This window comes from Streptomyces sp. NPDC019890 (assembly GCF_044903445.1).
Lineage (GTDB): Bacteria > Actinomycetota > Actinomycetes > Streptomycetales > Streptomycetaceae > Streptomyces.
This window is the reverse complement of sequence record NZ_JBJDQK010000006.1, coordinates 411034-432540: the sequence shown is the minus strand read 5'-3', so window position 1 is coordinate 432540 and position 21507 is coordinate 411034. Positions and strand designations below refer to the sequence as shown.

The 21507-nt window shown below is 69.5% G+C and carries 23 protein-coding genes and 1 pseudogene; 7 read left to right on the top strand and 17 right to left on the bottom strand.

Annotation, left to right across the window (positions count from 1 at the left end):
* Positions 1-13 precede the first annotated feature (13 nt).
* Positions 14-1345, bottom strand: coding sequence for a DUF6716 putative glycosyltransferase (locus tag ACI2LP_RS19585; protein WP_404725739.1), 1332 nt, complete (start codon positions 1343-1345; stop codon positions 14-16).
* 187 nt (positions 1346-1532) lie between these two features.
* On the opposite strand from ACI2LP_RS19585, the gene ACI2LP_RS19580 reads away from it, so the two are divergent.
* Entirely contained in the window at positions 1533-2516 is a 984-nt protein-coding gene (locus ACI2LP_RS19580) for a glycosyltransferase family 2 protein (RefSeq protein ID WP_404725738.1), read from the top strand.
* Positions 2516-3844 (top strand): alpha-2,8-polysialyltransferase family protein, encoded by a 1329-nt coding sequence (locus ACI2LP_RS19575; protein ID WP_404725737.1) that lies wholly within the window; start codon positions 2516-2518, stop codon positions 3842-3844. Before ACI2LP_RS19580 ends, ACI2LP_RS19575 begins: the two co-directional genes overlap by 1 nt.
* 161 nt (positions 3845-4005) lie before the next feature.
* Here ACI2LP_RS19575 and ACI2LP_RS19570 read toward each other — a convergent pair whose 3' ends face one another.
* Positions 4006-4647 (bottom strand): TetR/AcrR family transcriptional regulator C-terminal domain-containing protein, encoded by a 642-nt coding sequence (locus ACI2LP_RS19570; RefSeq protein WP_404725736.1) that lies wholly within the window; start codon positions 4645-4647, stop codon positions 4006-4008.
* A gap of 54 nt (positions 4648-4701) precedes the next feature.
* Here ACI2LP_RS19570 and ACI2LP_RS19565 point away from each other — a divergent pair.
* Positions 4702-6117 (top strand): annotated as a pseudogene (locus tag ACI2LP_RS19565) (FAD-dependent monooxygenase); the annotation flags it as partial.
* Here ACI2LP_RS19565 and ACI2LP_RS19560 read toward each other — a convergent pair.
* Positions 6114-6329 carry a Uma2 family endonuclease gene (locus tag ACI2LP_RS19560; RefSeq protein WP_404725735.1) on the bottom strand — a complete coding sequence of 72 codons (216 nt, stop codon included), beginning with the start codon at positions 6327-6329 and terminating at the stop codon, positions 6114-6116. The pseudogene ACI2LP_RS19565 and the gene ACI2LP_RS19560 sit on opposite strands and share 4 nt — an antisense overlap.
* A 307-nt stretch (positions 6330-6636) precedes the next feature.
* Positions 6637-8217 carry a methylmalonyl-CoA mutase gene (locus tag ACI2LP_RS19555; RefSeq protein ID WP_404725734.1) on the bottom strand — a complete coding sequence of 527 codons (1581 nt, stop codon included), beginning with the start codon at positions 8215-8217 and terminating at the stop codon, positions 6637-6639.
* Positions 8218-8442: 225 nt separating this feature from the next.
* On the opposite strand from ACI2LP_RS19555, the gene ACI2LP_RS19550 reads away from it, so the two are divergent.
* Entirely contained in the window at positions 8443-9294 is an 852-nt protein-coding gene (locus tag ACI2LP_RS19550; RefSeq protein ID WP_404725733.1) for a L,D-transpeptidase family protein, read from the top strand.
* Positions 9295-9507: 213 nt separating this feature from the next.
* On the opposite strand, the gene ACI2LP_RS19545 is transcribed toward ACI2LP_RS19550, so the two are convergent.
* The 5 genes from ACI2LP_RS19545 to ACI2LP_RS19525 form a co-directional block, all read right to left on the bottom strand.
* Complete coding sequence (locus ACI2LP_RS19545; RefSeq protein ID WP_404725732.1) at positions 9508-10512, bottom strand: hypothetical protein; 1005 nt, start codon at positions 10510-10512, stop codon at positions 9508-9510.
* Positions 10512-11252, bottom strand: coding sequence for an RNA polymerase sigma factor (locus tag ACI2LP_RS19540; RefSeq protein ID WP_404725814.1), 741 nt, complete (start codon positions 11250-11252; stop codon positions 10512-10514). The genes ACI2LP_RS19545 and ACI2LP_RS19540 overlap by 1 nt, the downstream gene beginning before the upstream one ends.
* A 259-nt stretch (positions 11253-11511) precedes the next feature.
* Positions 11512-12267, bottom strand: coding sequence for a hypothetical protein (locus ACI2LP_RS19535; protein WP_404725731.1), 756 nt, complete (start codon positions 12265-12267; stop codon positions 11512-11514).
* Positions 12264-12863, bottom strand: coding sequence for an RNA polymerase sigma factor (locus ACI2LP_RS19530; RefSeq protein WP_404725730.1), 600 nt, complete (start codon positions 12861-12863; stop codon positions 12264-12266). The genes ACI2LP_RS19535 and ACI2LP_RS19530 overlap by 4 nt, the downstream gene beginning before the upstream one ends.
* A gap of 69 nt (positions 12864-12932) precedes the next feature.
* Positions 12933-13346 carry a hypothetical protein gene (locus ACI2LP_RS19525; RefSeq protein WP_404725729.1) on the bottom strand — a complete coding sequence of 138 codons (414 nt, stop codon included), beginning with the start codon at positions 13344-13346 and terminating at the stop codon, positions 12933-12935.
* 190 nt (positions 13347-13536) lie between these two features.
* Between ACI2LP_RS19525 and ACI2LP_RS19520 the strand changes: the two genes are divergently transcribed.
* Positions 13537-14646 (top strand): SMI1/KNR4 family protein, encoded by a 1110-nt coding sequence (locus ACI2LP_RS19520; protein WP_404725728.1) that lies wholly within the window; start codon positions 13537-13539, stop codon positions 14644-14646.
* Positions 14647-14750: 104 nt separating this feature from the next.
* Here the strand turns inward: ACI2LP_RS19520 and ACI2LP_RS19515 are convergent, their stop codons facing one another.
* The 5 genes from ACI2LP_RS19515 to ACI2LP_RS19495 form a co-directional block, all read right to left on the bottom strand.
* The gene (locus ACI2LP_RS19515; RefSeq protein WP_404725727.1) at positions 14751-15701 is read right to left on the bottom strand and encodes a L,D-transpeptidase; all 951 of its coding nucleotides are present in this window, start codon (positions 15699-15701) and stop codon (positions 14751-14753) included.
* 133 nt (positions 15702-15834) lie between these two features.
* Positions 15835-16323, bottom strand: coding sequence for a hypothetical protein (locus tag ACI2LP_RS19510; protein ID WP_404725726.1), 489 nt, complete (start codon positions 16321-16323; stop codon positions 15835-15837).
* A 93-nt stretch (positions 16324-16416) separates the two neighbouring features.
* On the bottom strand, positions 16417-17289 hold the full coding sequence (locus tag ACI2LP_RS19505; protein ID WP_404725725.1) for a hypothetical protein: 873 nt from the start codon (positions 17287-17289) through the stop codon (positions 16417-16419).
* Between the two features lie 49 nt (positions 17290-17338).
* Positions 17339-17749: an ATP-binding protein gene (locus ACI2LP_RS19500; RefSeq protein ID WP_404725724.1), complete on the bottom strand. Its 411-nt coding sequence runs from the start codon at positions 17747-17749 to the stop codon at positions 17339-17341.
* Positions 17749-17952, bottom strand: coding sequence for a hypothetical protein (locus tag ACI2LP_RS19495; protein ID WP_404725723.1), 204 nt, complete (start codon positions 17950-17952; stop codon positions 17749-17751). Before ACI2LP_RS19495 ends, ACI2LP_RS19500 begins: the two co-directional genes overlap by 1 nt.
* Positions 17953-18138: 186 nt before the next feature.
* Here ACI2LP_RS19495 and ACI2LP_RS19490 point away from each other — a divergent pair, with 186 nt between their 5' ends.
* Both ACI2LP_RS19490 and ACI2LP_RS19485 read left to right on the top strand, forming a co-directional pair.
* Positions 18139-18993, top strand: coding sequence for a helix-turn-helix domain-containing protein (locus ACI2LP_RS19490; RefSeq protein WP_404725722.1), 855 nt, complete (start codon positions 18139-18141; stop codon positions 18991-18993).
* Positions 18974-19273, top strand: coding sequence for a DUF397 domain-containing protein (locus ACI2LP_RS19485; protein ID WP_404725721.1), 300 nt, complete (start codon positions 18974-18976; stop codon positions 19271-19273). Before ACI2LP_RS19490 ends, ACI2LP_RS19485 begins: the two co-directional genes overlap by 20 nt.
* A gap of 87 nt (positions 19274-19360) precedes the next feature.
* On the opposite strand, the gene ACI2LP_RS19480 is transcribed toward ACI2LP_RS19485, so the two are convergent.
* From ACI2LP_RS19480 to ACI2LP_RS19470, 3 genes are all read right to left on the bottom strand, one after another.
* Positions 19361-19702 (bottom strand): hypothetical protein, encoded by a 342-nt coding sequence (locus ACI2LP_RS19480; protein ID WP_404725720.1) that lies wholly within the window; start codon positions 19700-19702, stop codon positions 19361-19363.
* Positions 19703-19765: 63 nt separating this feature from the next.
* Positions 19766-20236 carry a hypothetical protein gene (locus ACI2LP_RS19475; protein WP_404725719.1) on the bottom strand — a complete coding sequence of 157 codons (471 nt, stop codon included), beginning with the start codon at positions 20234-20236 and terminating at the stop codon, positions 19766-19768.
* 779 nt (positions 20237-21015) lie between these two features.
* The gene (locus ACI2LP_RS19470; protein ID WP_404725718.1) at positions 21016-21501 is read right to left on the bottom strand and encodes a DUF1877 family protein; all 486 of its coding nucleotides are present in this window, start codon (positions 21499-21501) and stop codon (positions 21016-21018) included.
* Between the last annotated feature and the right edge of the window lie 6 nt (positions 21502-21507).

Genomic DNA, 21507 nt, shown 5'->3' with positions numbered 1-21507 from the left:
GTGCGGTGGGGGCTCACAGCTCGCCCATCCGGCGGATGACGGGGGCGACGCGCTGCACGCCGTGGCGGTACGCGCCGCGCGCCGCGTTCCGTACGGCGTCGCGCACCACCCGCCGTACGCCGCTGATCTCGGCCTTGGCAGCCGCGCCCGGCAGCGGGGTGCCGTCGGGGGCCAGGTGGTGGCGGGCGAGGATGCCGGGCAGATAGCCGGGCGCTGTCGCGGGCGTGTAGTACGGAGCAAGCGGCGGGAGTCCGGGACGCTCGAGCAGCTCGGCGACGCGCTTGCGGGCCGCGTCGAAGGCCGTGTCGTACGCACCGTCGGCGGCGACGCCCTGCCTGGCCAGCCAGTCCGGGTCGGGGGCCGGCCGGTGGCCGCCGTCGAGCCGGTCCCAGGAGGTCAGCAGCCCGGAGCCGAGGAAGTGGTGGTTGCCCAGCGCCTCGCGCACGCCCAGGTCGGTGAGGACCGCGGTGGGGATGCCGCGGTGCAGGGACTCCAGCGCGGCCGTCGAGGAGAGAGTCACCAGCAGGTCGGTGCGGTCGAGAACCTCGCCCATGTGCCCGTACACCAGGCGGAAGTTGGGCGGCAGTCCGCCGGGCAGCCGGTCGGCGAGCTTCTGGTACGGCAGCTCTTCCAGGTGCGTGGTGTGCTCGCCGGGCTTGGAGCGCAGCTTCAGCAGCACCTCGCGGTGCGGGTGGAGCCTTGCGTGCTCGACCAGTCGCCGCAGCAGATAGGTGCGGTCGGCGCGGGACTCGGGCACGGAGGGCTGGGCGGCGAAGACGACGCTGTCGCGGCCCTCCTCGGCCCGGTGGGGCGCGCCGCCGAGGAAGGGCAGCGCGGCCTCGGTGACGCACGAGGCGTCGGCGCCCACGCCTTCGTACACCGCGCGGAAACGGTCCGCGTCGTGGCGGGAGTTGGCGAGCACGACGTCCGCGCCGTGCCGCAGCAGCAGTCCGTCGGCGAGCTTCTCGTAGACGACGCCGACATAGCCGGTGACGACGACGGGCCGCCGCGGCAGTGGCAGGGCGGCGAGTCCGTGCAGCATGGCCTGGACGGCGCCGCCGACGAGCGCGAGCACGATCACGTCGTACGGCCCGTCCGCGTCCCGTATCGCCCCCAGGAACTCGTTCCCGGTCACCTCGCGCAGCTCGTCGGCGCTCGCGCCCACCTCGGCGAGCTGGCGGGCCGTGGGAGTGGCCCGGCCGCGCAGCAGAAAGCCGCTCAGCCCGATGGAATCCGGGGCGTCGCCCGGGGCGATACGACGCGCGGTGAGCGCGCCCCATTTCCACCGGGTGTCGGAGTCGGCGAGTACGGCGATCCGTACGGCCTCACTGGTACTTGATGGCACGCCGAGGACGTTAGAAAGGACTGTGGTTTGACGGCCCAACTCGACCACAACAGCTGGTTAACAGCGTGTCTACGATTGGCGAAAAAGGACGTGAGCCAAGCCGATTAACAAGTCCGTCGCTTTCTGTTCACCCGCCATCCCTCCCAGGGACAGGACGAATGCCGAGCGCCGCCCTAACCTCACGCGGGTGGTTAAGCTCTCCGTCATCGTGCCGTTCTACAACGTGCAGACATACGCCCCCGACACCCTCAGAAGTCTCCAGGCGAACGCCCGCGAGGACTTCGAATTCCTGCTCGTCGACGACTGCTCGACGGACGGGACACCGGAGATCCTGGAGCGCGCGGAGCGTGTGGTTCCGGGGGCTCGGCTGATCAGACATGAACAGAACGGCGGGCTCGCCACCGCGCGGAACACGGGTCTGGACGCCGCGAGCGGGGAGTACCTCACCTTCCTGGACGGCGACGACTGGCTGGCGGCCGGCCACTACGAACGGCTGCTCGCCGCCATCGAGGGGCTGGGCTGCGACTTCGTCCGTACCGACCATGTGCAGTGCACCGCCAGGGCCCGTACGGTGCACCGCGTCCCGGTCGGCCGGCGCGGCGAGGTGCTGCGACCGCGCGACGCGATCCTGCCCGCCGATCGCTCGACGAGCGTCGACTACCCGATGGCCTGGGCGGGGATGTACCACCGGCGGCTCGCGGAGCGCGGGCTGCTGCACTTCACGGACGGGCTGCGCACCGCCGAGGACCGGCCGTGGATCTGGCGGCTGCACCGCGAGGCGGAGTCTTTCGCCGCCATCAGCCAGTTGGGGATCTTCTACCGACGCGGGATCGCATCATCCCTGACACAAATCGGTGACATTCGGCAGCTGGATTTCATCCGCGCATTCGACCAGGTGCTCGAAGAAACGGCAAAGGATCCGGATTCCGATCGGCTGCTCCCAAAAGCCGTACGGACGTACTGTGCTGTTATTTCCCACCACTTGGGATCAGTGGAGAGGTTCGAACCCGCAGTGGCCCGGAAATTGCGTGCGATGAGCGCGGCGGCGCTGAAGCGGATGCCGCAGTCCATTCTCAAGGACGCGCTCGACTCGATGGACATCGAACGCGCATCGAAACTGCGCAGGCTGCGCCGCCGGCCCGCCCCACTCTCCGCGGAGGCCGCGGCCTGATGCGCACAACCCAGATCTTCTACGCGTCCTCGCTGTACGGGGCCGCCACGCTGGCCGCGGCGATCGACAGCGGCGCGTTCGCCACCGCCGACCGACGGCTGCTCCTGGTCGCCAACAACTCCACCACGCCCGAGACTTCACCCTCGCTGGACCGTATGCCGGGCTTCGAGCGGCTGCGCGGCCGCTTCGACGGGGTGCTCTCCTGGAACGAGACCATCGCGCCCTTCCATCCGGGCGGCTGGTCCCCGCGCCCGGACGACGTCCCGCTCTGGGAGCGGTATCTGCGGATGCTCTGGGACCTGGGCGACGACCGGATCGAGCTGGCCGTCGAGTCCATCCAGGTCACCCCGGCGCTCTCGATCGCGCAGCTCTTCCCGGACGCCGCACTGGATGTGTACGCGGACGGCCTGATGAGCTACGGCCCCACCCGCAACAAGATCGACCCGCTGGTCGGCGAGCGGGTGCGCAGGCTCTTCCACCTGGATCTGGTGCCGGGACTGAAGCCGCTGCTGCTTGCGGAGTTCGGGGCGGAGCCGCAGATCGTGCCGACGGAGGCGTTCGTCAAGGTCATCGCCGAACTCTCCGACGCGGTGACGGATCCCGCGCCCGCGGAAGAGAGCGCGGACGAGGGCGGGGCTCTCCTGCTCGGCCAGTACCTCGCCGCGCTGGGCATCATCACGCCCGAGGAGGAAGAGGCCCTGCACGTCCGGATGATGCGCGGCGCGGTCGCGCTCGGCCACCGCCGGATTGTATTCAAGCCGCACCCGACGGCTCCGGCGTCCTGGACGCGCACCCTGGAGCGCGAGGCGGCGGCGCTCGATGCGGAACTGACGATCCTGGACCGCCCGTTGATCGCGGAAGTGGTCTACCGCCGGCTGCGGCCCGCCCTGGTGGCGGGCTGTTTCTCGACCGCGCTGTGCACGGCTAGCACGTTCTACGGCATCCCGGTCGCCCGGATCGGCACCGAGCCGCTGCTCGACCGGCTGACGCCGTACCAGAACAGCAACCGCATCCCGCTGACGATCGTCGACGCGCTGCTGCCGGACCTGGCGGAGGGGGAGTCGGGGGCGCCGGGGGAGGCGGACGAGACGCTGAGGGGCCTGGTCAGCGCGGTGGGCTTCGCGATGCAGCCCCAGATCAGGCCGGACCTGCGGCCGGCGGCGGAGAGCTATCTCGGCACCCATCTGAACGCGCGCACCTGGCGCTACTTCAAGCGCCGCCGCCTGACGGTACTGGGGCTGCCGGGCGGCATCCCGGTGCCACGCAACGCGACGGCGCGCCGCCTGGTCCGCCAGGCACGCCGCGTTGCGCGGGTAGTCCGGGGCTGAACGTGTTTTCGGGGGCTCCGCCGGGCTTGATGCACCTGGGGCTCCGCCCCAGACCCTGCCCCTACGCCCTGCGGGCGTGGGGGCACCCCCACGCCTCACACTCCCCCAGACTTCGTCCGGGGGACCCCCACGGGGCTTGATGTGCCCGGCCCAGCGGGAACTCACTCCCCCCGCAGCACCACACCCACCCCCGCCACCACCGCCGCCAACCCCGCCTCGAACCCCTCCTCCTGCCGCGCAAAGAGCTCCTCCCCCGCCGCCGCGACCAGCGGATACGCCGCCAGTCGCGCGGCGCGGGCCGCCAGGTCGAACCCCTCACCCGTCGACGGGTCCGGACCCATCGCCTGCTCCTCGATCACGTAGCCGATCGTGTAGTTGTACGCCGTGAACCACGCGCGCGCCGCCCCGGCCGCCGTGAAGCCCGCCTCGGTGAGCAGCCGCAGATGCGCCTCCATCGCGGCGGCGTAGCTCGTGTCGGTGTAGTGCGTGCCGCTGTAGACCTTCGCCCCGTCCCGGTACCGCAGCAGATGCCCCCTAAGCCCCCGCATCGCCGCTGTCAGCACCTCGGCCCAGTCCGCCGGCGGCCCCGACGGCGTCATGTCCTCCACCATCCGCCGCACCATCTCCGTGGCCATCTCGTCCAGCAGCGCCTGCTTGTCCTTGAAGTGCCAGTACAGCGCCGGAGCCTTGACGTCGAGTTCCTTGGCGATGGCGCGCAACGTCAGCCCTTCGAGGCCCACTTCGTTGAGCAGGCGCAGGGCGGTGCGCGCCACCCGGGTCCGGTCGAGTCGTTCCGTAGCCACGGGGCCAACCTACCCGTACCCCCTTGACAACTTAACAACGTTAAGCGCACCCTCGAGAACATGGAACTTAACAACGTTAAGGAAACCGAGGTGCTGGTCGTCGGCGCCGGGCCCACCGGTCTCACCCTGGCCTGCGATCTCGCCCGCCGCGGCGTGCGCACCCTCGTCGTCGAGCAGTCGGACACGCTCTTCCCCGGCTCCCGCGGCAAGGGCATCCAGCCGCGCACCATGGAGGTCCTCAACGACCTCGGCGTACTGGACGCGGTGCTCGCCGCCGGCGGCACGGCCCCGGTCGGCATGGTCTGGCAGAACGGCGTCCGGCAGGGCGAGCACGACATGTTCGAACGCCCCGGGCCGACGGAGACCGAGCCCTACTCAGAGCCCTGGCTGCTCCCCCAGTGGCGCACCCAGCAGATCCTGCACCAGCGCCTGACGGAGCTCGGCGGGAGCGTCGCCTTCGGCACGGCCCTGACCGGGATCACCCAGGACGCCGACGCGGTGACCGCCGAACTGTCGAACGGTACGGTCCGCGCCGCATACGCGGTCGCGGCCGACGGCGGCCGCAGCAGGGTCCGCCCGGCCCTCGGCATCGCGATGACCGGAGAGAGCGTCGACCCGGCCCGGATGCTGGTGGCCGACGTCCGCATCCCCGCGCTCGACCGGCTCAACTGGCACATCTTCCGCGGCGACAGCAGCACCGGCTATTTCGCCGTCTGCCCGCTGCCCGGCACCGACGACTTCCAGGTCGTCGGCCAGTTCATCCAGGGCGAGCCCGACATCTCACCCGAGGGCGTACGGGAGCTTATCGCCGCCCGCACCCACCTCGCCGCGGACGACGTCACCGAGGTGCTGTGGGCCTCCGACTTCAGGCCCCGCGCCGCCATGGCCGACCGCTTCCGCGAAGGACGCGTCTTCCTCGCGGGCGACGCGGCCCATGTCCACTCCCCCGCGGGCGGGCAGGGCCTCAACACCAGCGTCCAGGACGCCTACAACCTCGGCTGGAAGCTCGGCCAGGTGCTGCGCCACGGCGCGCCCGCCTCGCTGCTCGACACGTACGAGGCAGAGCGGCTGCCCGTCGCCGCTCAGATGCTCGGCCTGTCGACGCGTATCCACCGCGGCCAGGAGCAGCGCGGCGCGGCCACCATGCAGCTGGGCCTCGGCTACCGCGGCGGTCCGCTCTCCGACGGCTCCGCGGGCGCCCTACAGGCGGGCGACCGCGCCCCCGATGGCCCACTGCCCGGCGGACGGCGGCTCTTCGACCTCTTCCGCGGCCCGCACTTCACCCTGCTCGCGGTGGGTACGGACGCCGAACTGCCCCCGCTGGAGGGCGAGTTGGTACACGTACACCGCATCGACGCGTACGAGCCGTACGGCAAGGGGCTCTTCCTCGTACGCCCGGACGGTTATGTCGGCTGGGCGGACGGGGACACAACCGGACTGAGCGACTACCTCGCGAGAGTCACGCGCTAATCGTCGCCGTCGAGCAGCCGGTCTGCGGACAGCTCCAGGGCGATGACGACTGAGGGCGGGACGGTGACGGACATGCCGCGCTTGTACTTCGAGCACGTCCGGTACTCGTCGCCCTCGGGGTCAGCGTGCACCAGGACCCTGTCGTGCTTACGATCCACGACGACGTACACGGGGATGCCGGCTCTGGCGTAGGTTTCGACCTTGATGACCATGTCGTTCGACCAGTTGGTCGACGTGACCTCAAGGACCAGGCGAAAGACGTGCCTCGTGGCACTTCACGATGAGCCACGACAGCGTCTCCTTGTGCGGCCCGTCAGGCGGCGGTGTCTCAACAATGCTCCCGTTGAGGATCTCCACCCGGTGCCCGGGCAGCTCGTCCCAGAGACGGTCGGCAGCATCAGCAAGCGATGTCTCGTGCATCATCACAGCCACGGCACCCTCCATTTCGGAGCCCACTGTCCACGAGCGTATCCCGCGGGGCAGGCACTCCGCCCGGGATCGCTCGTTCGGGTATGCACCTCAGAAGGCGTCGGTCGGGACGTATGTGCCCCACACCGCGCGCAGCGCATTGCACACCTCGCCCACGGTCGCCCGCGCCTTCAGCGCGTCCTTCATCGGATAGAGGACGTTGTCCGTGCCCTTCGCGGCCTGCTGGAGCGCCGCCAGCGCCGCGTCAACGGCTCCCTGGTCGCGCTCGGCCCGCAGCTTCGCCAGCCGCTCCGCCTGCTGCGCCTCGATCGCCGGGTCGACCCGTAGCGGCTCGTACGGCTCCTCCGCGTCCAGCGTGAAGCGGTTGACGCCGACGACGACCCGCTCGCCCGCGTCCGTCTGCTGCGCGATCCGGTACGCGCTGCGCTCGATCTCGTTCTTCTGGAAGCCGTGCTCGATCGCGCTGACCGCGCCACCCTGGTCCTCGACCCGCTGCATCAGCGCCAGCGCCGCCGCCTCCACGTCGTCCGTCATCCTCTCCACGACGTAACTGCCCGCGAAGGGGTCGACGGTGGCGGTGACGTCGGTCTCGTACGCGAGGACCTGCTGGGTCCGCAGAGCGAGCCGGGCCGACTTGTCCGTCGGGAGCGCGATCGCCTCGTCGAAGGAGTTGGTGTGCAGCGACTGGGTGCCGCCGAGGACCGCCCCGAGGCCCTGCACCGCGACGCGCACCAGGTTCACCTCGGGCTGCTGCGCGGTCAGTTGCACACCCGCGGTCTGGGTGTGGAAGCGCAGCATGAGCGACTTGGGGTTCTTGGCGCCGAACTCCTCCTTCATCACCCGCGCCCAGATCCGGCGCGCGGCACGGAACTTGGCGACCTCCTCCAGGATCGTCGTACGGGCGACGAAGAAGAAGGAGAGCCGCGGCGCGAAGTCGTCGACGTCCATGCCGGCGGCGACGGCGGTACGGACGTACTCGATCCCGTCCGCGAGCGTGAAGGCGATCTCCTGCGCGGGCGAGGCCCCGGCCTCCGCCATGTGGTAGCCGGAGATCGAGATGGTGTTCCACTTCGGGATCTCGGCCTTGCAGTACTTGAAGATGTCGGCGATCAGCCGCAGCGAGGGCTTGGGCGGGAAGATGTAGGTGCCGCGGGCGATGTACTCCTTGAGCACGTCGTTCTGGATGGTGCCGGTGAGCTTGTCGGCCGGGACGCCCTGCTCCTCGCCGACGAGCTGGTAGAGCAGCAGGAGCAGCGCGGCCGGGGCGTTGATGGTCATCGACGTGGAGACCTTGTCCAGCGGGATCCCGTCGAACAGCACCCGCATGTCGTCGAGCGAGTCGATGGCGACGCCGACCTTGCCGACCTCGCCGTGCGCAATGGGCGCGTCCGAGTCGTGGCCCATCTGGGTCGGCAGGTCGAAGGCGACGGACAGGCCCATGGTGCCGTGCGCGATGAGGTCCTTGTAGCGGGCGTTGGACTCGACGGCGGTGCCGAAGCCCGCGTACTGGCGCATGGTCCAGGGGCGGCCCGTGTACATGCTCGGGTAGACGCCGCGGGTGAAGGGGTACGAGCCGGGCTCGCCCAGCTTCCCGGCCGGGTCCCACCCCTCCAGTGCGTCGGGTCCGTAGACCGGTTCGATGGGCAGTCCCGACTCGGACTCGCGCGCCATGTCTGTGCCTCCGCTGAAGCTGCTTGTGAAGCTACTCGCTGGTAACTGACCCTCGCGACGGACTGTAGCGGCGGCTCCGCGACGGATGGAGGGCCGCTCGCTGGGACGTTCCTCACAGCCTCCTTCCCTGTCATGCGCGGGTGTGTTCCCCATCATGCGCGGGATTGTGCAACCGGGCAGAGCGGGAATCTGTCTCTTGAGGCACAAGGAATACAGGGGGGCGAAATGCTTCGGAAAATCGTCATACGCAGAGCAATGGCCGCGGCCGCCGTGGTGGCCGTGGCCACCGGCTGTACGGCACAGGCCGCGACCGGCCGCCCGGCGGCCGACGCCAAGCCCGGCAGCTCGTCGGCCGCGCCGGACACCACACAGACGCCGTCGGCGTCCGACGACGCCTCCCCGACGGGCAGGCCGAGCGCGCAGGCGAGCGAGACCGCGAAGCCCGAGGTGCTGATGGCCGGCGGCTCAAAGGGCGGGAAGGTGCGCGAACTTCAGGCCAGGCTGGCCCAGATCGGCTGGTTCGACGACAGGCCGACGGGCACCTACGGTCCGGTGACGGTCGCTTCGGTCAAGGGCTTCCAGGGCAAGCGCGGTCTGCCCACCACGGGCGACACGGACACGGTTACCTGGCAGAAGCTGCTCGCGATGACGAAGAAGCCGACGCGCGACGAGCTGGACGGCAAGACCGTCAACAAGCCGTCGGCGAAGCTGGACCCGCGCTGCAAGACCGGCCGGGTGCTGTGCATCAGCAAGACCACCCGCACGCTCTCCTGGGTGATCGACGGCCATGTGCAGTCGACGATGGACGTGCGCTTCGGCTCGCAGTACACGCCCACCCGTGAGGGAACCTTCAGCGTGTTCAGCAAGTCCAAGGACCATGTCTCGACGATCTACCACACGTCCATGCCGTACGCGATGTTCTTCAGTGGCGGCCAGGCGGTGCATTACTCCTCGGACTTCGCGGCCCGCGGCTACAACGGCGCGTCGCACGGCTGTGTCAACGTCCGGGACAAGGGGAAGATCGCTTCGCTCTTCGCGCAGGTCCACAACGGCGACAAGGTCGTCATCTACTGGTGAGTGACCCGGACACACGGTGAGTGGGAGAGAGCGGCGCGGGCGGGACCGGGGGAACGTGTCCCGCCCGCGCCATTTGCGCCCAGCCGTAGGTACGGGGGGAACCCCGGCTTCGGGCGCAGCCGATGACCAGTCGGCTCACTCTTTACTGCGCCGGAGGGCCAAAAAACGTCACACCTGGCCGACCGGAATTCGTCACGGTCGAGAAACCACAGGTCAGAGCGCGGCCAGCGAAGGGCTCGGCGAGGGCCGGGGAGCACTTTCGGACGGCAGCGGCGCGGGCTCCGCCGGCAGCTGCGACCAGGAGACGGGTGGCAGGGAAGCGCCGCCCGCGGTGCCGACGGAACCGGGGAGCCTCCCGGCACCACCGTCCCCGTCACCGCTGTCGCCGTCGTCGCCGTCACCACTGCCGCCGCTGTCGTTGTTGTCCTTGCCGCCCTCGGACTCGCCTCCGAGGAGCCGGTCACAGAACTGCTCGACCCCGCCGCGCCCCTCGGCCAGCCTCTCCAGCTCCCGCTTGCGCTCCGGGCTGATGCGGCCGCTGCGGTAGTCCCGGCAGGCCTCGACCGCCTTGCGGCGCAGCTCGGCCTTCCGTTCGCGTGACTTCTTGTCCGTGTCGCCCTGCTTGCCGAAGTCGCCGCCCTCGGGACCGCTCGTCGGGTCCGGGCTCCGGCTGCCGCCGATGCTCGCCGACGGCGACTCCGGCGTGCCTGGCGAACCCGGAGTCTGCGGCGGTATGAGGGCTCCGCCGGTGGGCGAGTCGGAGACCAGCGGCTGCGGGGTCGCGGCGGCCGAGACGGTCGACGCGGGTAGAGGACCGTCAAAAGGACTGCGGAGCAGGCCCGTGCCCGCCGCCACGGCGACACCGCCGAGCGCGCATCCTGCCACCGCCGCGACCAGCCCGAAGCGCACCGGACGGCCCAGGCGCATACCGAACGCAGGACGCGTGGGACGAGCCAGCCGTACCGTGCCAAGGGTGTCGCCGGCGGGTGTCTGGGCATCCGCCCTGGCCTTGCGGAAAGCGGCCAACGCGGCCGCCTCACCAGGCATTTCGCCCTCGTCGGCGTAGGCGTGAGTGCCGCCCCTGCCGGTGTCGTGCAGGGCACGGGAAAGTCGTGCGGCCTGAGCGCGGGCGTGCTCGCCGGAGGCTTCGACCGGTTCACCGCGCAGCAGCCGCTCCGCCGCTTCCTTGTCAAGCCACTCGTACCGCTCGTCGGCCATCACATGTCCTTCTGCGTCCGCAGGCGTGAATGCGTCACACCGGCGGGAGCCGTCGCGCCCGGCCGGGGACCACGCTGCGGCGGTACGCCATTCAGATCCACGCCGCGTTCGGCGGGACCCGTGCCTGCGTTGTCCGGGTCGGAGCCGTACGCCCCATCGGCACCGTGCGTCCCGTCCGCCCCGTACGCGCCGTCCGCGCCCAGCAGCTCGGCCAGCCGCTTCAGTCCGCGGTGCGCGGCCGTCCGTACCGCGCCGGGCCGCTTGCCCAGAGTCTTGGCCGCGCTCTTCGCGTCGAGGCCGACCACGACGCGCAGAACGACGGCCTCGGCCTGGTCCTGCGGCAGCTGGGCGATGAGCGCCATGGTGTTGCCGGTGGCGAGGGCCTCCATGGCCTCGTCCGCGGTGTCCGACTCGGCGGGCTTGCCGTTGAGCTCGGTCTCGTCGCCGCCGACGGCGGGGCGGCGGCCCCGCATGCGGATGTGGTCGAGGGCGCGGTTGCGGGCGATCCGTGCGGCCCAGCCGCGGAAGCGGTCCGCGTCGCCGCTGAACCGGTCGAGGTCACGGGCTATCTGCAGCCAGGCCTCGGACGCGACGTCCTCGGCGTCCGGCTCGCCCACCAGAGTGCGTACATAGCCGAGCAGCCGCGGGTGCACGGCGCGGTACACAGTACGGAAGGCACTCTCGTCCCCGTCCTGTGCCGCGAGCACCGCGGCGGTCAGCTCCGCGTCGTCCCCCAGCACTCCCTCAACCTGTCCCAAATAGCAGCTGGTCACCACTGCGCCACCCTGCGCGAATCAGCACGCTACGTGCTTCAGCGGGGCCGCGTCCACATTTTGTACAACCGGCAACAACACACTGCCGCGGCGCGGTGTGACAGAAAAGGCACCCCAGGCGCTGAGAGAAGTACGGGGCCGCTCTGCGGCCCCGGCGAACGACGACCGGGGCCTCTCCTGTGGGGGGTGGCGGCCCCGGTCGTCCTTCCATGCCCAGGACCGCCGGTCAGCGGGGCTGAGCCGCCGGTGTTTCCCCGGCGCCGCCATCGAGGTCGGCTGCCGAATCGTTATCCTGTTTCCCCGGCTTCTCCCCGGGCTTCCCGTCCGCCGCGTTTCCGTCCCCCGGGTTCGGGCGGATGTCGTGCATCTCACCCGCCAACAGTGGCCCGCAGTAGGCCCGTACGGCCTCCGGGCCGCCGGCGGCCGCCTCCAGTTCGGCCATGGCCGCGCCCCGGGGCGGCTTACCCCGCCGCTCCACGGCCGCCAGATACACGCGACAGTGTGCGACTGTGTCCCGCGCGGTGGCCGGACGCCCCGGCGGAGCGTCGGGCGCGGACGGGGCGGGCCACACCGGACCCGCCGATGCTTCTTCCCCGCGCCGGCCATCGGCACTGTCCTCTACGACGCGCTCTTCGACGCCCGGTTTTGTGGGCGCGCTCCGTATCGGCTTCGGCTCCGCGCCGCCCCCGAACGGCAACGGGATCGCGCCCTTCCCGGCCGCGACCGCCACCCCGCCCAGCGCCGCCGCGGCAACACCCGCCATCAGCGCCTTCAGCGCCCGCCCCAGGTGCCGCTCACCGGCCGGCCGCCAGTCGTCCCGGCCGCGCCGCCACCGCACCGGTGACGGGTGCACGCCGTCGCGCACCGCGCGGAAGGCCAGCAGCGCCCGCTCCTCGGCAGCCGGATCGGGCACGGTGCGCCGCGCCGCGTCCAGCAGCGCCTCCAGCTCGGGCGTGCGGGGGGCTTCCCGTTCCGGTTTCATGTCCCATCCTTCAGCGTGCGCCGTACCGCGGACTGGCCACTGCCCGCCCCGGCCACGGTCAGTCGCTCGGCCAGTCCTTTCAGTCCCCGGTACGCCGCCGTGCGTACGGCTCCGGGGCGCTTGCCCAGTACCCGTGCGGCTGTCGGCCCGTCGAGTCCGACGACCGTACGCAGCAGTACGGCTTCCGCCTGCTCGCGCGGCAGACTGCCGATGAGCGCGAGAGCCCGCTCGGTGGAAAGCGCCTCGATCGCCGCGGCGGCCGTGTCCTGCCCGCCCGGAAGTTCGAGTACGTCCTGTTCCAGTAACGCGGTGCGCGGACGCCGCTTCTGCTTACGCAGATGATCCAGGGCCCGGTGACGGGCAATCGTCGCCGTCCAGCCCCGGAACCCGGCCCCGTCGCCACGGAACCGGCCCAGGTCGCGGGCGATTTCCAGCCACGCCTCGGCGGCCACGTCCTCGGCATCGTCGCCGACGAGACCTCGGACGTAACCGATCAGCCCCGGCTGCACCAGCCGGTACGCGGTCGCGAACGCGCCCTCGTCACCCTGCTGCGCCCGCTCGACGGCAGCCCCCAGCTCCGCGTCGTACGCCCCCACACGTCCCTCTCCGTGCCAGTGCCCGTTGGCACATGCCCCTTCCTCTCTGCGTACGGAGCTGAAGAAACGTCACCGACCGCAGGCGGCCCTCGGGTCGGCGGTCCTGCGCGCCCGCCCGTGCAGCAGCAGGTAGAAGCGCTGCACCGACTCTTCCGGGCCGCCCAGCTCGAAGCGGTTGACGACCTTGCCGAGCGGATTCCACACCCGTCCATCGGGCATCCGGACGCCCACCGGCTGCCCGAACAGCTCCCGCTGCTCCGGTCCGAAGTCCACCCACTGAGCCCCGGCCCGCCGGACGATCACCTCTCCCGTGTACGCCCCGAGTCCCTGGAGCAGCCCGGCGACCTGCGCTACCTCCGGACGGCCGCGCCGTACCCCGTCCACCATGAAGTCGACGAGGCGCAGGCTGGCGACGGAGTAGTCGAACGGCAGCCGGTTGCGCTCCGTCAGCCGGTCGACGACCCCGGCGACGTACGCGCGCATGTCGGCAGCGCCGGGAAGAACTCCAAAGTCCGTATCCATGTATGACCCAGCGACAGATGCGCGGAGATCATCACGGAGTACGGAAGTGTTCGTTCTCACACACGAGTTCGAGCCAGGCGGACAACCATCGGCCCGGCTCAGGCGTCCTCGACCACCACTCGCTTCAGGCGACGTGCCAGAATGCGCCCCCGTGACACCAGCCTCGTACGTCACCGCCTTCGCGGAACTGTTCGGCCCGCCCCCGGCCGACGCTGCCCCCGTCCCCGTCGACTGGGACACGGTCGAGTCCTGGCTCGGACTCCGGCTGCCCGCCGACTACAAGGCGATCGCTTCCGCGTACGGGCCGCTGGACATCGGGGAGTTCGTCTGGCTGCACATACCGTGCGCCAGGCAGGGCTGGTTCGAGTACGGGAGCTGGCTGGAGGGGGCACGGGGGAAGGCGCCCGACGGGCTGCTCCCCTGGGGCGAGACCCGGATGTGCGACCTTCTGTACTGGGACACCACGGCGTCCGACGATCCCGACGAGTGGCCGGTCGTCACCTTCCACAAGGACGGGGCTCGCGCGGGCGCGGACCCCTGGCACCGCTACAGCACCCCACTGCTGCCCACCCTGACCACGCTCCTCGGCGAGGGCCTCCGGCCGACGGCGAGCCGCACCGCCTTCCTGACCGAGGCCGACCCCGGCCCATGGACCCCGCCGGTCCCGCGCCCGGCACCGACCCCGCAGCAGCGCGCCGCGCTCACCGAGGGCACAGGCCTGGAGGCACTGACCGCACTCGTACCGCCGCCGCGGAAGCCGAATCTCGGAGACGGCGCGTGGGAGTGGCTGTACGAGCGCCTCGGCACGCGTCTGCCGACGGAGTACGTAACCCTGATGGAGACGTACGGAGGCGGCTGCTGGACGCAGTGGCTCAACTTCGATGCCCCGCTGGAAACCGGCAGGTTCGGACTCGTCGAGCAGGCCACGAGGGTCTGCGACGGCTACCGCAGCCTGCGGGCCAGTCATCCGCAGTCCCGGCCGCTGGCGGTCTGGCCCGAGCCGGGCGGCCTGCTGCCCTTCGCCTCCTCGATCGACGGCGACCAACTGGGCTGGCTCACCGAGGGGCCCACGCCGGACGACTGGCCGCTGATCGTCTATCCGCGCCATGCCGAACAGGGCCCACCGCTGACCGGCACGCTCACCGACACTCTGCTGGAGTGGCTGCGCGGCCGTTTCGGCACGGATGGCCTGCCGAGTCTCGGCCGGGTGAAGGACCCGCTCGACCACATCGGATTCGAGCCGTTGGACGACGTTGAGTAGCCACGACGGAACGCCTCACCCCGGCTCCCTTCCGCAGAGCAACCGATCAGCGAAAAGGAGCGGGATGAACAGCGGGACACATTCAGGCTTCTTCGGCCGACGGGTCAGCCGATGGCGATGCGCGGGTGCGCGCCGGGCTTGATCCAGCCCATGATCCGGTCCATCGTGGCGCGCGGCACCGAGACGCAACCCGCGGTCGCCCCCTTGCCATTGACGTGCAGGAAGATCCCGGCTCCGCGACCCGGTGTGGCCGGCCAGCGGTTGAAGTTGATGACCAGAGCCTTGGCGTACTGGGTCGGGTAGTTGATGAGGTGCTCACTGCCCCGGTCGCCGGACTCGGTGAGCGGGAAGTCGGCCCCGGCCGCGGTGTGCATCTGGTTGTAGAACTTCGACTCGGGGTCCTCCACCCACCAGTGGCTGGAGTTGACCCGGGTGTACGGCATGCTCGTGCCGCTGGACTCGACGCCGAAGCCCTCGGTGATGGTGTAGGTGCCCGACGGCGTGGTGTAGGTGCCCTGTCGGCGCGTGGCCCCATTGACAAGGCCGTTCGAACCGACCCTGCCGCTGTCGGAGAAGACGGACTTCCAGCCGGACGCCCCCTTGGACCAGGCCGTCACCTTGGCGTACGAGCCGCTCGCCTTCACGGTGATGACCTGAGTGGCGTTGCCCACGGAGACCGATACGGGGAAGTTCGGGGCGTGGGCCGTCGGGGCGGCCTGAGCCGTCCCCGTACCGCCGCCCGCCGCGCTGCGGGAGCCGCTGGGCGCCGGCTTGGCACTGCCGGACGGCTTCGCGGAGGCGGAGGCCGAGGTGGAGGTGGACGGGGAAGCAGACGCCGAGGCGGCCGCGGAGGCGGAACCGCCGGGAGAGGCGGAAGAGTCGGACGCGTCCGACGTCACGCTGGTGGCAGTGGCCGCGGCAGCGTCGGCGGCCGGGGCGTCCTTGCCCTGGTGCCCGCAGGCCGTGGCCAGGAATATCGCGCCGGTGGCAGCCAGTGCGGCGGAGAAGGTACGGGACGAGGGCAGCACGAAGTAACCCTTCAGGGTGATGGGCAAGACGCGACGGCCGGGATCGGCACGGCGGAGTATGGCTGGTTTTATATCAGGTCGACGCCCGAATGCGAACCGACGGATATTTCGGTCAAATCCCTAGACGCCGAGATCGCGGCGCGTCGAAGATGACGGCTCATCACGAACCATCGAGCCGACCGTGGTTGCTGCTGACGGAGGGCCCCATCATGGTCATCAGCTTCTGGAAGGTTGGATTCTTGCAGAAGGCCGGGTATTTACCGGTGATGAATTCCAGGGCGTCGGTCGTGAACCGGGAAACAGCCGCAATGAATTCATCCGTTCCACAGTGCCCCGGTGCCGGGTCCCAGGATCGCAGGATCTTCAGATCCGATCCGTCGCGTACGAAGTCGATCACCACGTCGGACTCCGTGAAGGTGACACGCCCGTCTTCGCCCGCCCGAATTGCGCGCGCCGACAGCAGGAGGCAGTACATGAAATCGAGAACAGGGACCCGAAAGTTCTCCGTGTCGAAACCGTCCGCGGCGAGGGTCACATCCGCCTCGAAATGAACGTAGCGCAGCTTCCACTCAACCGTGGAACCCAGGTCCGCGACCTGCCGCTCCGAAGGCTCCCACATGGAGTCATGGTCGAACTCGATGAGAAGCATCGCTCCGCACCTCTCCGCTGGTCGGCCTCACATGGGTCCGGTGGATGCCTCAGTACCAGAAGGCTTGGTCTCGGACCTCCTGCGCAGCGGAGGTCACCGGACGCCCGCGGGGAGCTCGATCTTCCCGTCGAACGCGCCCTGGTTCTCCTGCCGTACGTCCTGCTCGTACGTGATGTCCCGGCCACCGGCGTACGGGACGAGGAAGCCGAACTCGAACCGGTGGCTCTTGATCCGGTACGTCTTGGCGTCCAGGACCAGCACCTCCTCCAGCCCGGACAGCGTCAACTGAGCGTCGGTCACCGGGATTCCGGCGTCCCGGAGCTGCTCGGCGGTGGAATCGAACTCCCGCTGCGCCTTCTTCACCCAGGCCCGGTCCCGGACGGCGGTCAGCTTCTGCTTGTCGCTGCCGACACGGAGCTGGATCGTGCCGTCCGTCTTGGTCAGCGTCATCTCGTCACCGGCGGCCTGCGCGTACTCCCGGAACTCCTCGATGGCCGCGACGGCGTCCTCGACCTTGTTCTGCATCTCGGGGTCGGAGGTGGGCGCGGCCTTCCAAGGCGCGCTGCCCTCCTTGAGGTGTGCCGTGCCGTCGACGACGTAGATCTCCTCGTTCTTGGTGGTTCCCTTGCTGCCGGTACTGACGCCCTGCGAGTGCAGCGCCTCCGGCTCCATGCCGCGCCGGACCGTAGCCCGGTAGGTCGCGGCGCTCTTCCGGCCCTGGAGCGTCAGCCCCTCCTGCCCCTTCACGGAGAACGTCCAGGCGCCTTCCTCCGCCATCGCCTTCTCGGCGAGGTCGAGGAAGTCCTCCGGGGACGCGGGTGCCGCGGGCGCCTCGGAGGGCTGCGTCGCCTCAGGGCTCTCGGCCCCGGCCGGCTCCACCGGCCCGTCCTCCTCCGCTGCGCCGCAAGCGGCCAGCGAGAAGGCGAGAGGCAGAACCAGTGCAGCGCACCTGAAACGACTTCGCATGGATCTCTTCCTTACGTCACGGCGGGGCGCGCGGACTGTACAGCAGCGATCAGCCTCCGATCACGCCGACGACCATTCCTCGCGAACCGTCATGAATGCTCTGCACCTCACACCACACGGTCTTGCTGCGGGGGCCCTGTTCCACACCCCACCGCAGGGTCAGGGCGTCGAGCAGGGCGAGGCCGCGGCCGGTCTCGTCATGGTCTGCGGCCTTGCACAGAACGGGCAGGGCTCGGGGGTCGGGGTCGGTGACCTCCAGCCGGGTACGGCCCTGCTCACAGACCACGCGGACGGTCACGGGTACGCCCTCCCCGAGATGGCGGACAACGTTCGTGATCAGCTCGCTGGCGCACAACTGGAGGTCGGCGCAGGGACCGCCCATGTACGCACGCAGGACCCGGCGGACCTCGGGCACGTCCTTCGAGGTGGCGAGCAATTCCAGGGTGAGCGGTGGCCGCATCACGCAACTCCCTTGCGCAGGGCGTCGACCAGGGCGCGGGCGGTGGGCAGGTTGCAGTTGCCCAGCGCGATGAGGGGCTGGGTCGAGTAGCGGGCGGCGAAGGTCGGCAGGTCGACGCCGAGAGACGGCAACGTGATGCCGTGGGCGGCGAGGGCGGCCCGCAGCTCCTCGGCGCAGTCCTGGACGTCCGGGTGGTCGTGCACGGGGGTCACACCTTCCAGTGCGCTCTGTGACGAACTGCTCACACCCTGACGCCGTGCCGCGTACCGTGAAAGAGGTTCGGGCTCCCGACCCTGAACTGCGCGTATGCGACGTGGAGTTGGTACGGACACGGGAATCGCCGGGACTCGGGCGAACACGGGCGGTAACGGCACCAAGGGCGGTGAACGATGGGCCAGCGGAAGGACATCGACGGGTCGGCAAGCGTCCCCACCTTCTACGGCAAGGAGTTGCGCTGGAAGCGGGAGGAGGCCGGGCTCACCCTCCAGCAGCTGGTCGAGGGCAGTTTCTACGGCCCCAGCCACCTCAGCGAGATCGAACGGGGCGAGCGCCGCATGCCGGCGGAACTGGCCGAGCACGTGGACAAGGCGCTGGGGACGGACGGCTTCTTCAAGCGGCGCTGCGAGGACGTACGGAAGGCGAAGAGGCGAGGCCACGCCAGCTACTTCGAGCGCGTACTGGAGGCGGAGAAGCACGCGGAGACCATCGAGGAGTGGTGTCCGACCCTGATTCCGGGCCTGTTGCAGACGGACGCGTACGCGCGGGCGGTGGTGCGGGCGACGCACCCAGTGGCGCCCGACGACGAGGTGGAGGAGAAGGTCAGCGCCCGGTTGGCGCGGGCCCGCCTCTTCGAGGACAGCCACAGGACCCCTGTGTACTGGGCGATCCTGTCCGAGTCGCTGCTGCGCCAGCCGATCCTTCCGCCGGAGCAGGCGGCGGAACAGCTGGAGCACATCGCGGCGCTGGCGCGGCGCCACCGAATCGTTCCCCAGATCCTTCCGTGGAACTGCGGGGCGCATCCCTTCATGCTGGGCACGGCCAAGATCATGGCCTTTCCCGACGCCCCGCCCCTGGTCTACACAGAGGCGCTGCACAGCGGGGACACCATCGACGATCCGGCCCTCGTGAAGGAGTACCGCAGGTCGTACGATCTGCTCAGGGCCGCCGCACTACCGCCGGAGGCGTCCCTCGCCCTGATCGAGCAAGCGGCTGAGGATGACCGAAATGGCAAGCAACGGGATTGACTTGAGCACGGCCGTCTGGCGCAAGAGCAGCTACAGCAACGGCAGCGGAGGGGACTGCGTCGAGGTCGCCGAGGCCTTCCCCGGCGCCGCCCACTGGCGCAAGAGCAGCCACAGCAACGGCGACGGCGGAGACTGCGTCGAGGTCTGCGACGCCCACACCGGCATCGTCCCGGTCCGCGACTCCAAGCTCCCCCACGGCCCGGTCCTCACCCTCACGGCCCCCGCCTGGACGTCCTTCGTCACATCCCTCAAGGACACCCCGGCCACGCAGGCTTCGTAGGAGCCGCCCCGAACCGCAAATGGACGGCCCGCCAGACACTCTGGCGGGCCTGCGCGTCGGAGTCCAATTCGGTCGATGCCCGGCGGCTCAGAAGGTCCGGTAATAGGGCGTCTCGATCGTCGCCGCGACACTGAATGTGGAGAACTCGGCCTCCGTGAGCACGCGGTAAACAAATTCCGAGGCGGTCATGTCGAAACGCTGGAAAGGCTCCAGCGGATCCACTCGCGCGACCACGGGCCACGTCGACGGCTCCTGCGAGGTGTCGACCAGCCAGTAGCACTCCTCCTCGATGAAGGAGTAACCCCACTGCACAAGGCCCTTGCGCTTGCTCTCGTCATTCGCTCCGAGGATCCCAAACGGTTCGAACATCCGCCGATCGCCGGGATCCCCCCGCACGGACCTGAGCAAGGACTCGTAATTGGCGAGCACCGACTCCGTATCTCCTTGTGCTTCCAACACGAGAACCTGGTCGGCAGGCGGTGACTCATGACTTCACCACCAAGACCTACGGGATGGAGCGGAATCAAGCCCGATGGCAGAGCACTCATCGCGTGACTCGCCACGGTCCACCCCAAGGGCGCGAAGCGACAAGTTGACCGGACCTTCGCTCGCGTCGAGAGGCCCGTCCCCATCCGAGAGGTCCCACACGAACGAACCCGAGACAGCCCCGTCCGAAGCGACGATCGCGGACTGTCTGTCCACCTGCACTTCGAGGATGGCGATTTTCCCTGCGAACCCTGTTCCGAAGCCGGCGCACCGCAGGACCGCGGCCACGAAATAGCCGAGCTCGCCCGCCACGTCAGGATGCACTGACGCCAGTGCATCACCGACGCAGTCCCAGACCGCATCGGTCAGCGGGACGAGCGCCTTCCCCTGCCGCAACGGCACAGCGACCAAGGAGCATCCGCTCTCGGCCAGATCGCACTCGTTCAGGACGAGCGCAGTGTGCGTCTCATCTGCCACTGGGCTCACCCCCAGGAGCATAGAAGCGTCACTACCGAGCCTGACCGGCCAGGCGGAATCGGGCCCCGGTTACCCAACAGTTCCGCGTGCGAACTACGAGCACGGGAGTTTCCGGACCAGACTGTCCGGAACTCACCCTTGAACCATCCGCCGCGGAACTCTTGGCCCCGGCGGCCCAGTCGCCTGTGGTGTGACGGATTCGGGGTTCTACGCGCTGGAACAAGCATGATCACTGACGCGACGTACGGAGAAGACAGAGACGCCGAGTCCCGTGGGGTCCTGGACTTGCAGCAGTCCGTGACCCGGCATGCTCGAGTTGGTCGCCCCGCGTGGCTTGCCGGCTGGGTGCGGCACCTATGGGCATTGAAGGCGGTGGTCTGCATCGCCCTGCTCACACCGGCCATGGGATGCGCCACAGCACCGGATGAAGTCGCGCCCACTGCCTCATCTCCATCCTGGCCCTCCTCTTCGGACGATGCGAAACCTGTGAAGGAGACGCCTTCAATTGAACCGAGCGCCATATCGGTCCTCATCACTTTTGTCGGTGGACCAGCCGACGGCCGCACCCAGCACATTCCGCTAACCCGGCTCAAGGATGAGATAGCCATTGCGGGGGTGCCGTACCGAACGAAGAGGGGAGGTATTCCGGAGGTGACGACCACCCCCGAGGGGGCAGCGCAGATCTTTCGCCCTGTCTGACGCTGCCCGGAGTCCGGCTCCGGGAACAGCCTCGCGATGGAGTACGACCCGAACCCAGGGGCTGTTCCATTTGCTGATGTTCAGCTGTAGACGCGCTTGGCCACTGCGCCACCGCTCGCCGAAGCCTCCAGATAGAACCTCTTCATGGCTTCGAGGTGACCCATCAGCGCCTCGATCATCCAGTCCGGGGCTCCCCCGACAACCCGAAGCTTGCCCTTGTTCTCACGTACCTGGGCCCCGGGGTCGATGCCTTGAAGATAATCAGCCGCCGCACGGACCAACTCCGGTTTCAGAACGAGCAGTACGTCGACCTGTTCCCCGCCAGTCGCGATGTGCTCGCCTCCGAGCACAGGCAACGACTCGACTCCGGTGGCTGGAAAATCCTCACCGGTGAGGAGGACGTTGACCATTTGCCAGTCCTCACCGAGGTTGCACAGGATCCCGGAATCCAACTCCTTCTTGAACGTTCTATTCTTGAGGGTCTTCGAGAACTGCTTCTCCAGATAATCCGGGCCCTTCGCCACCTCATCAGGAGAAACCCGGCGCATTCTCAATGACGTACCCAACGTGGA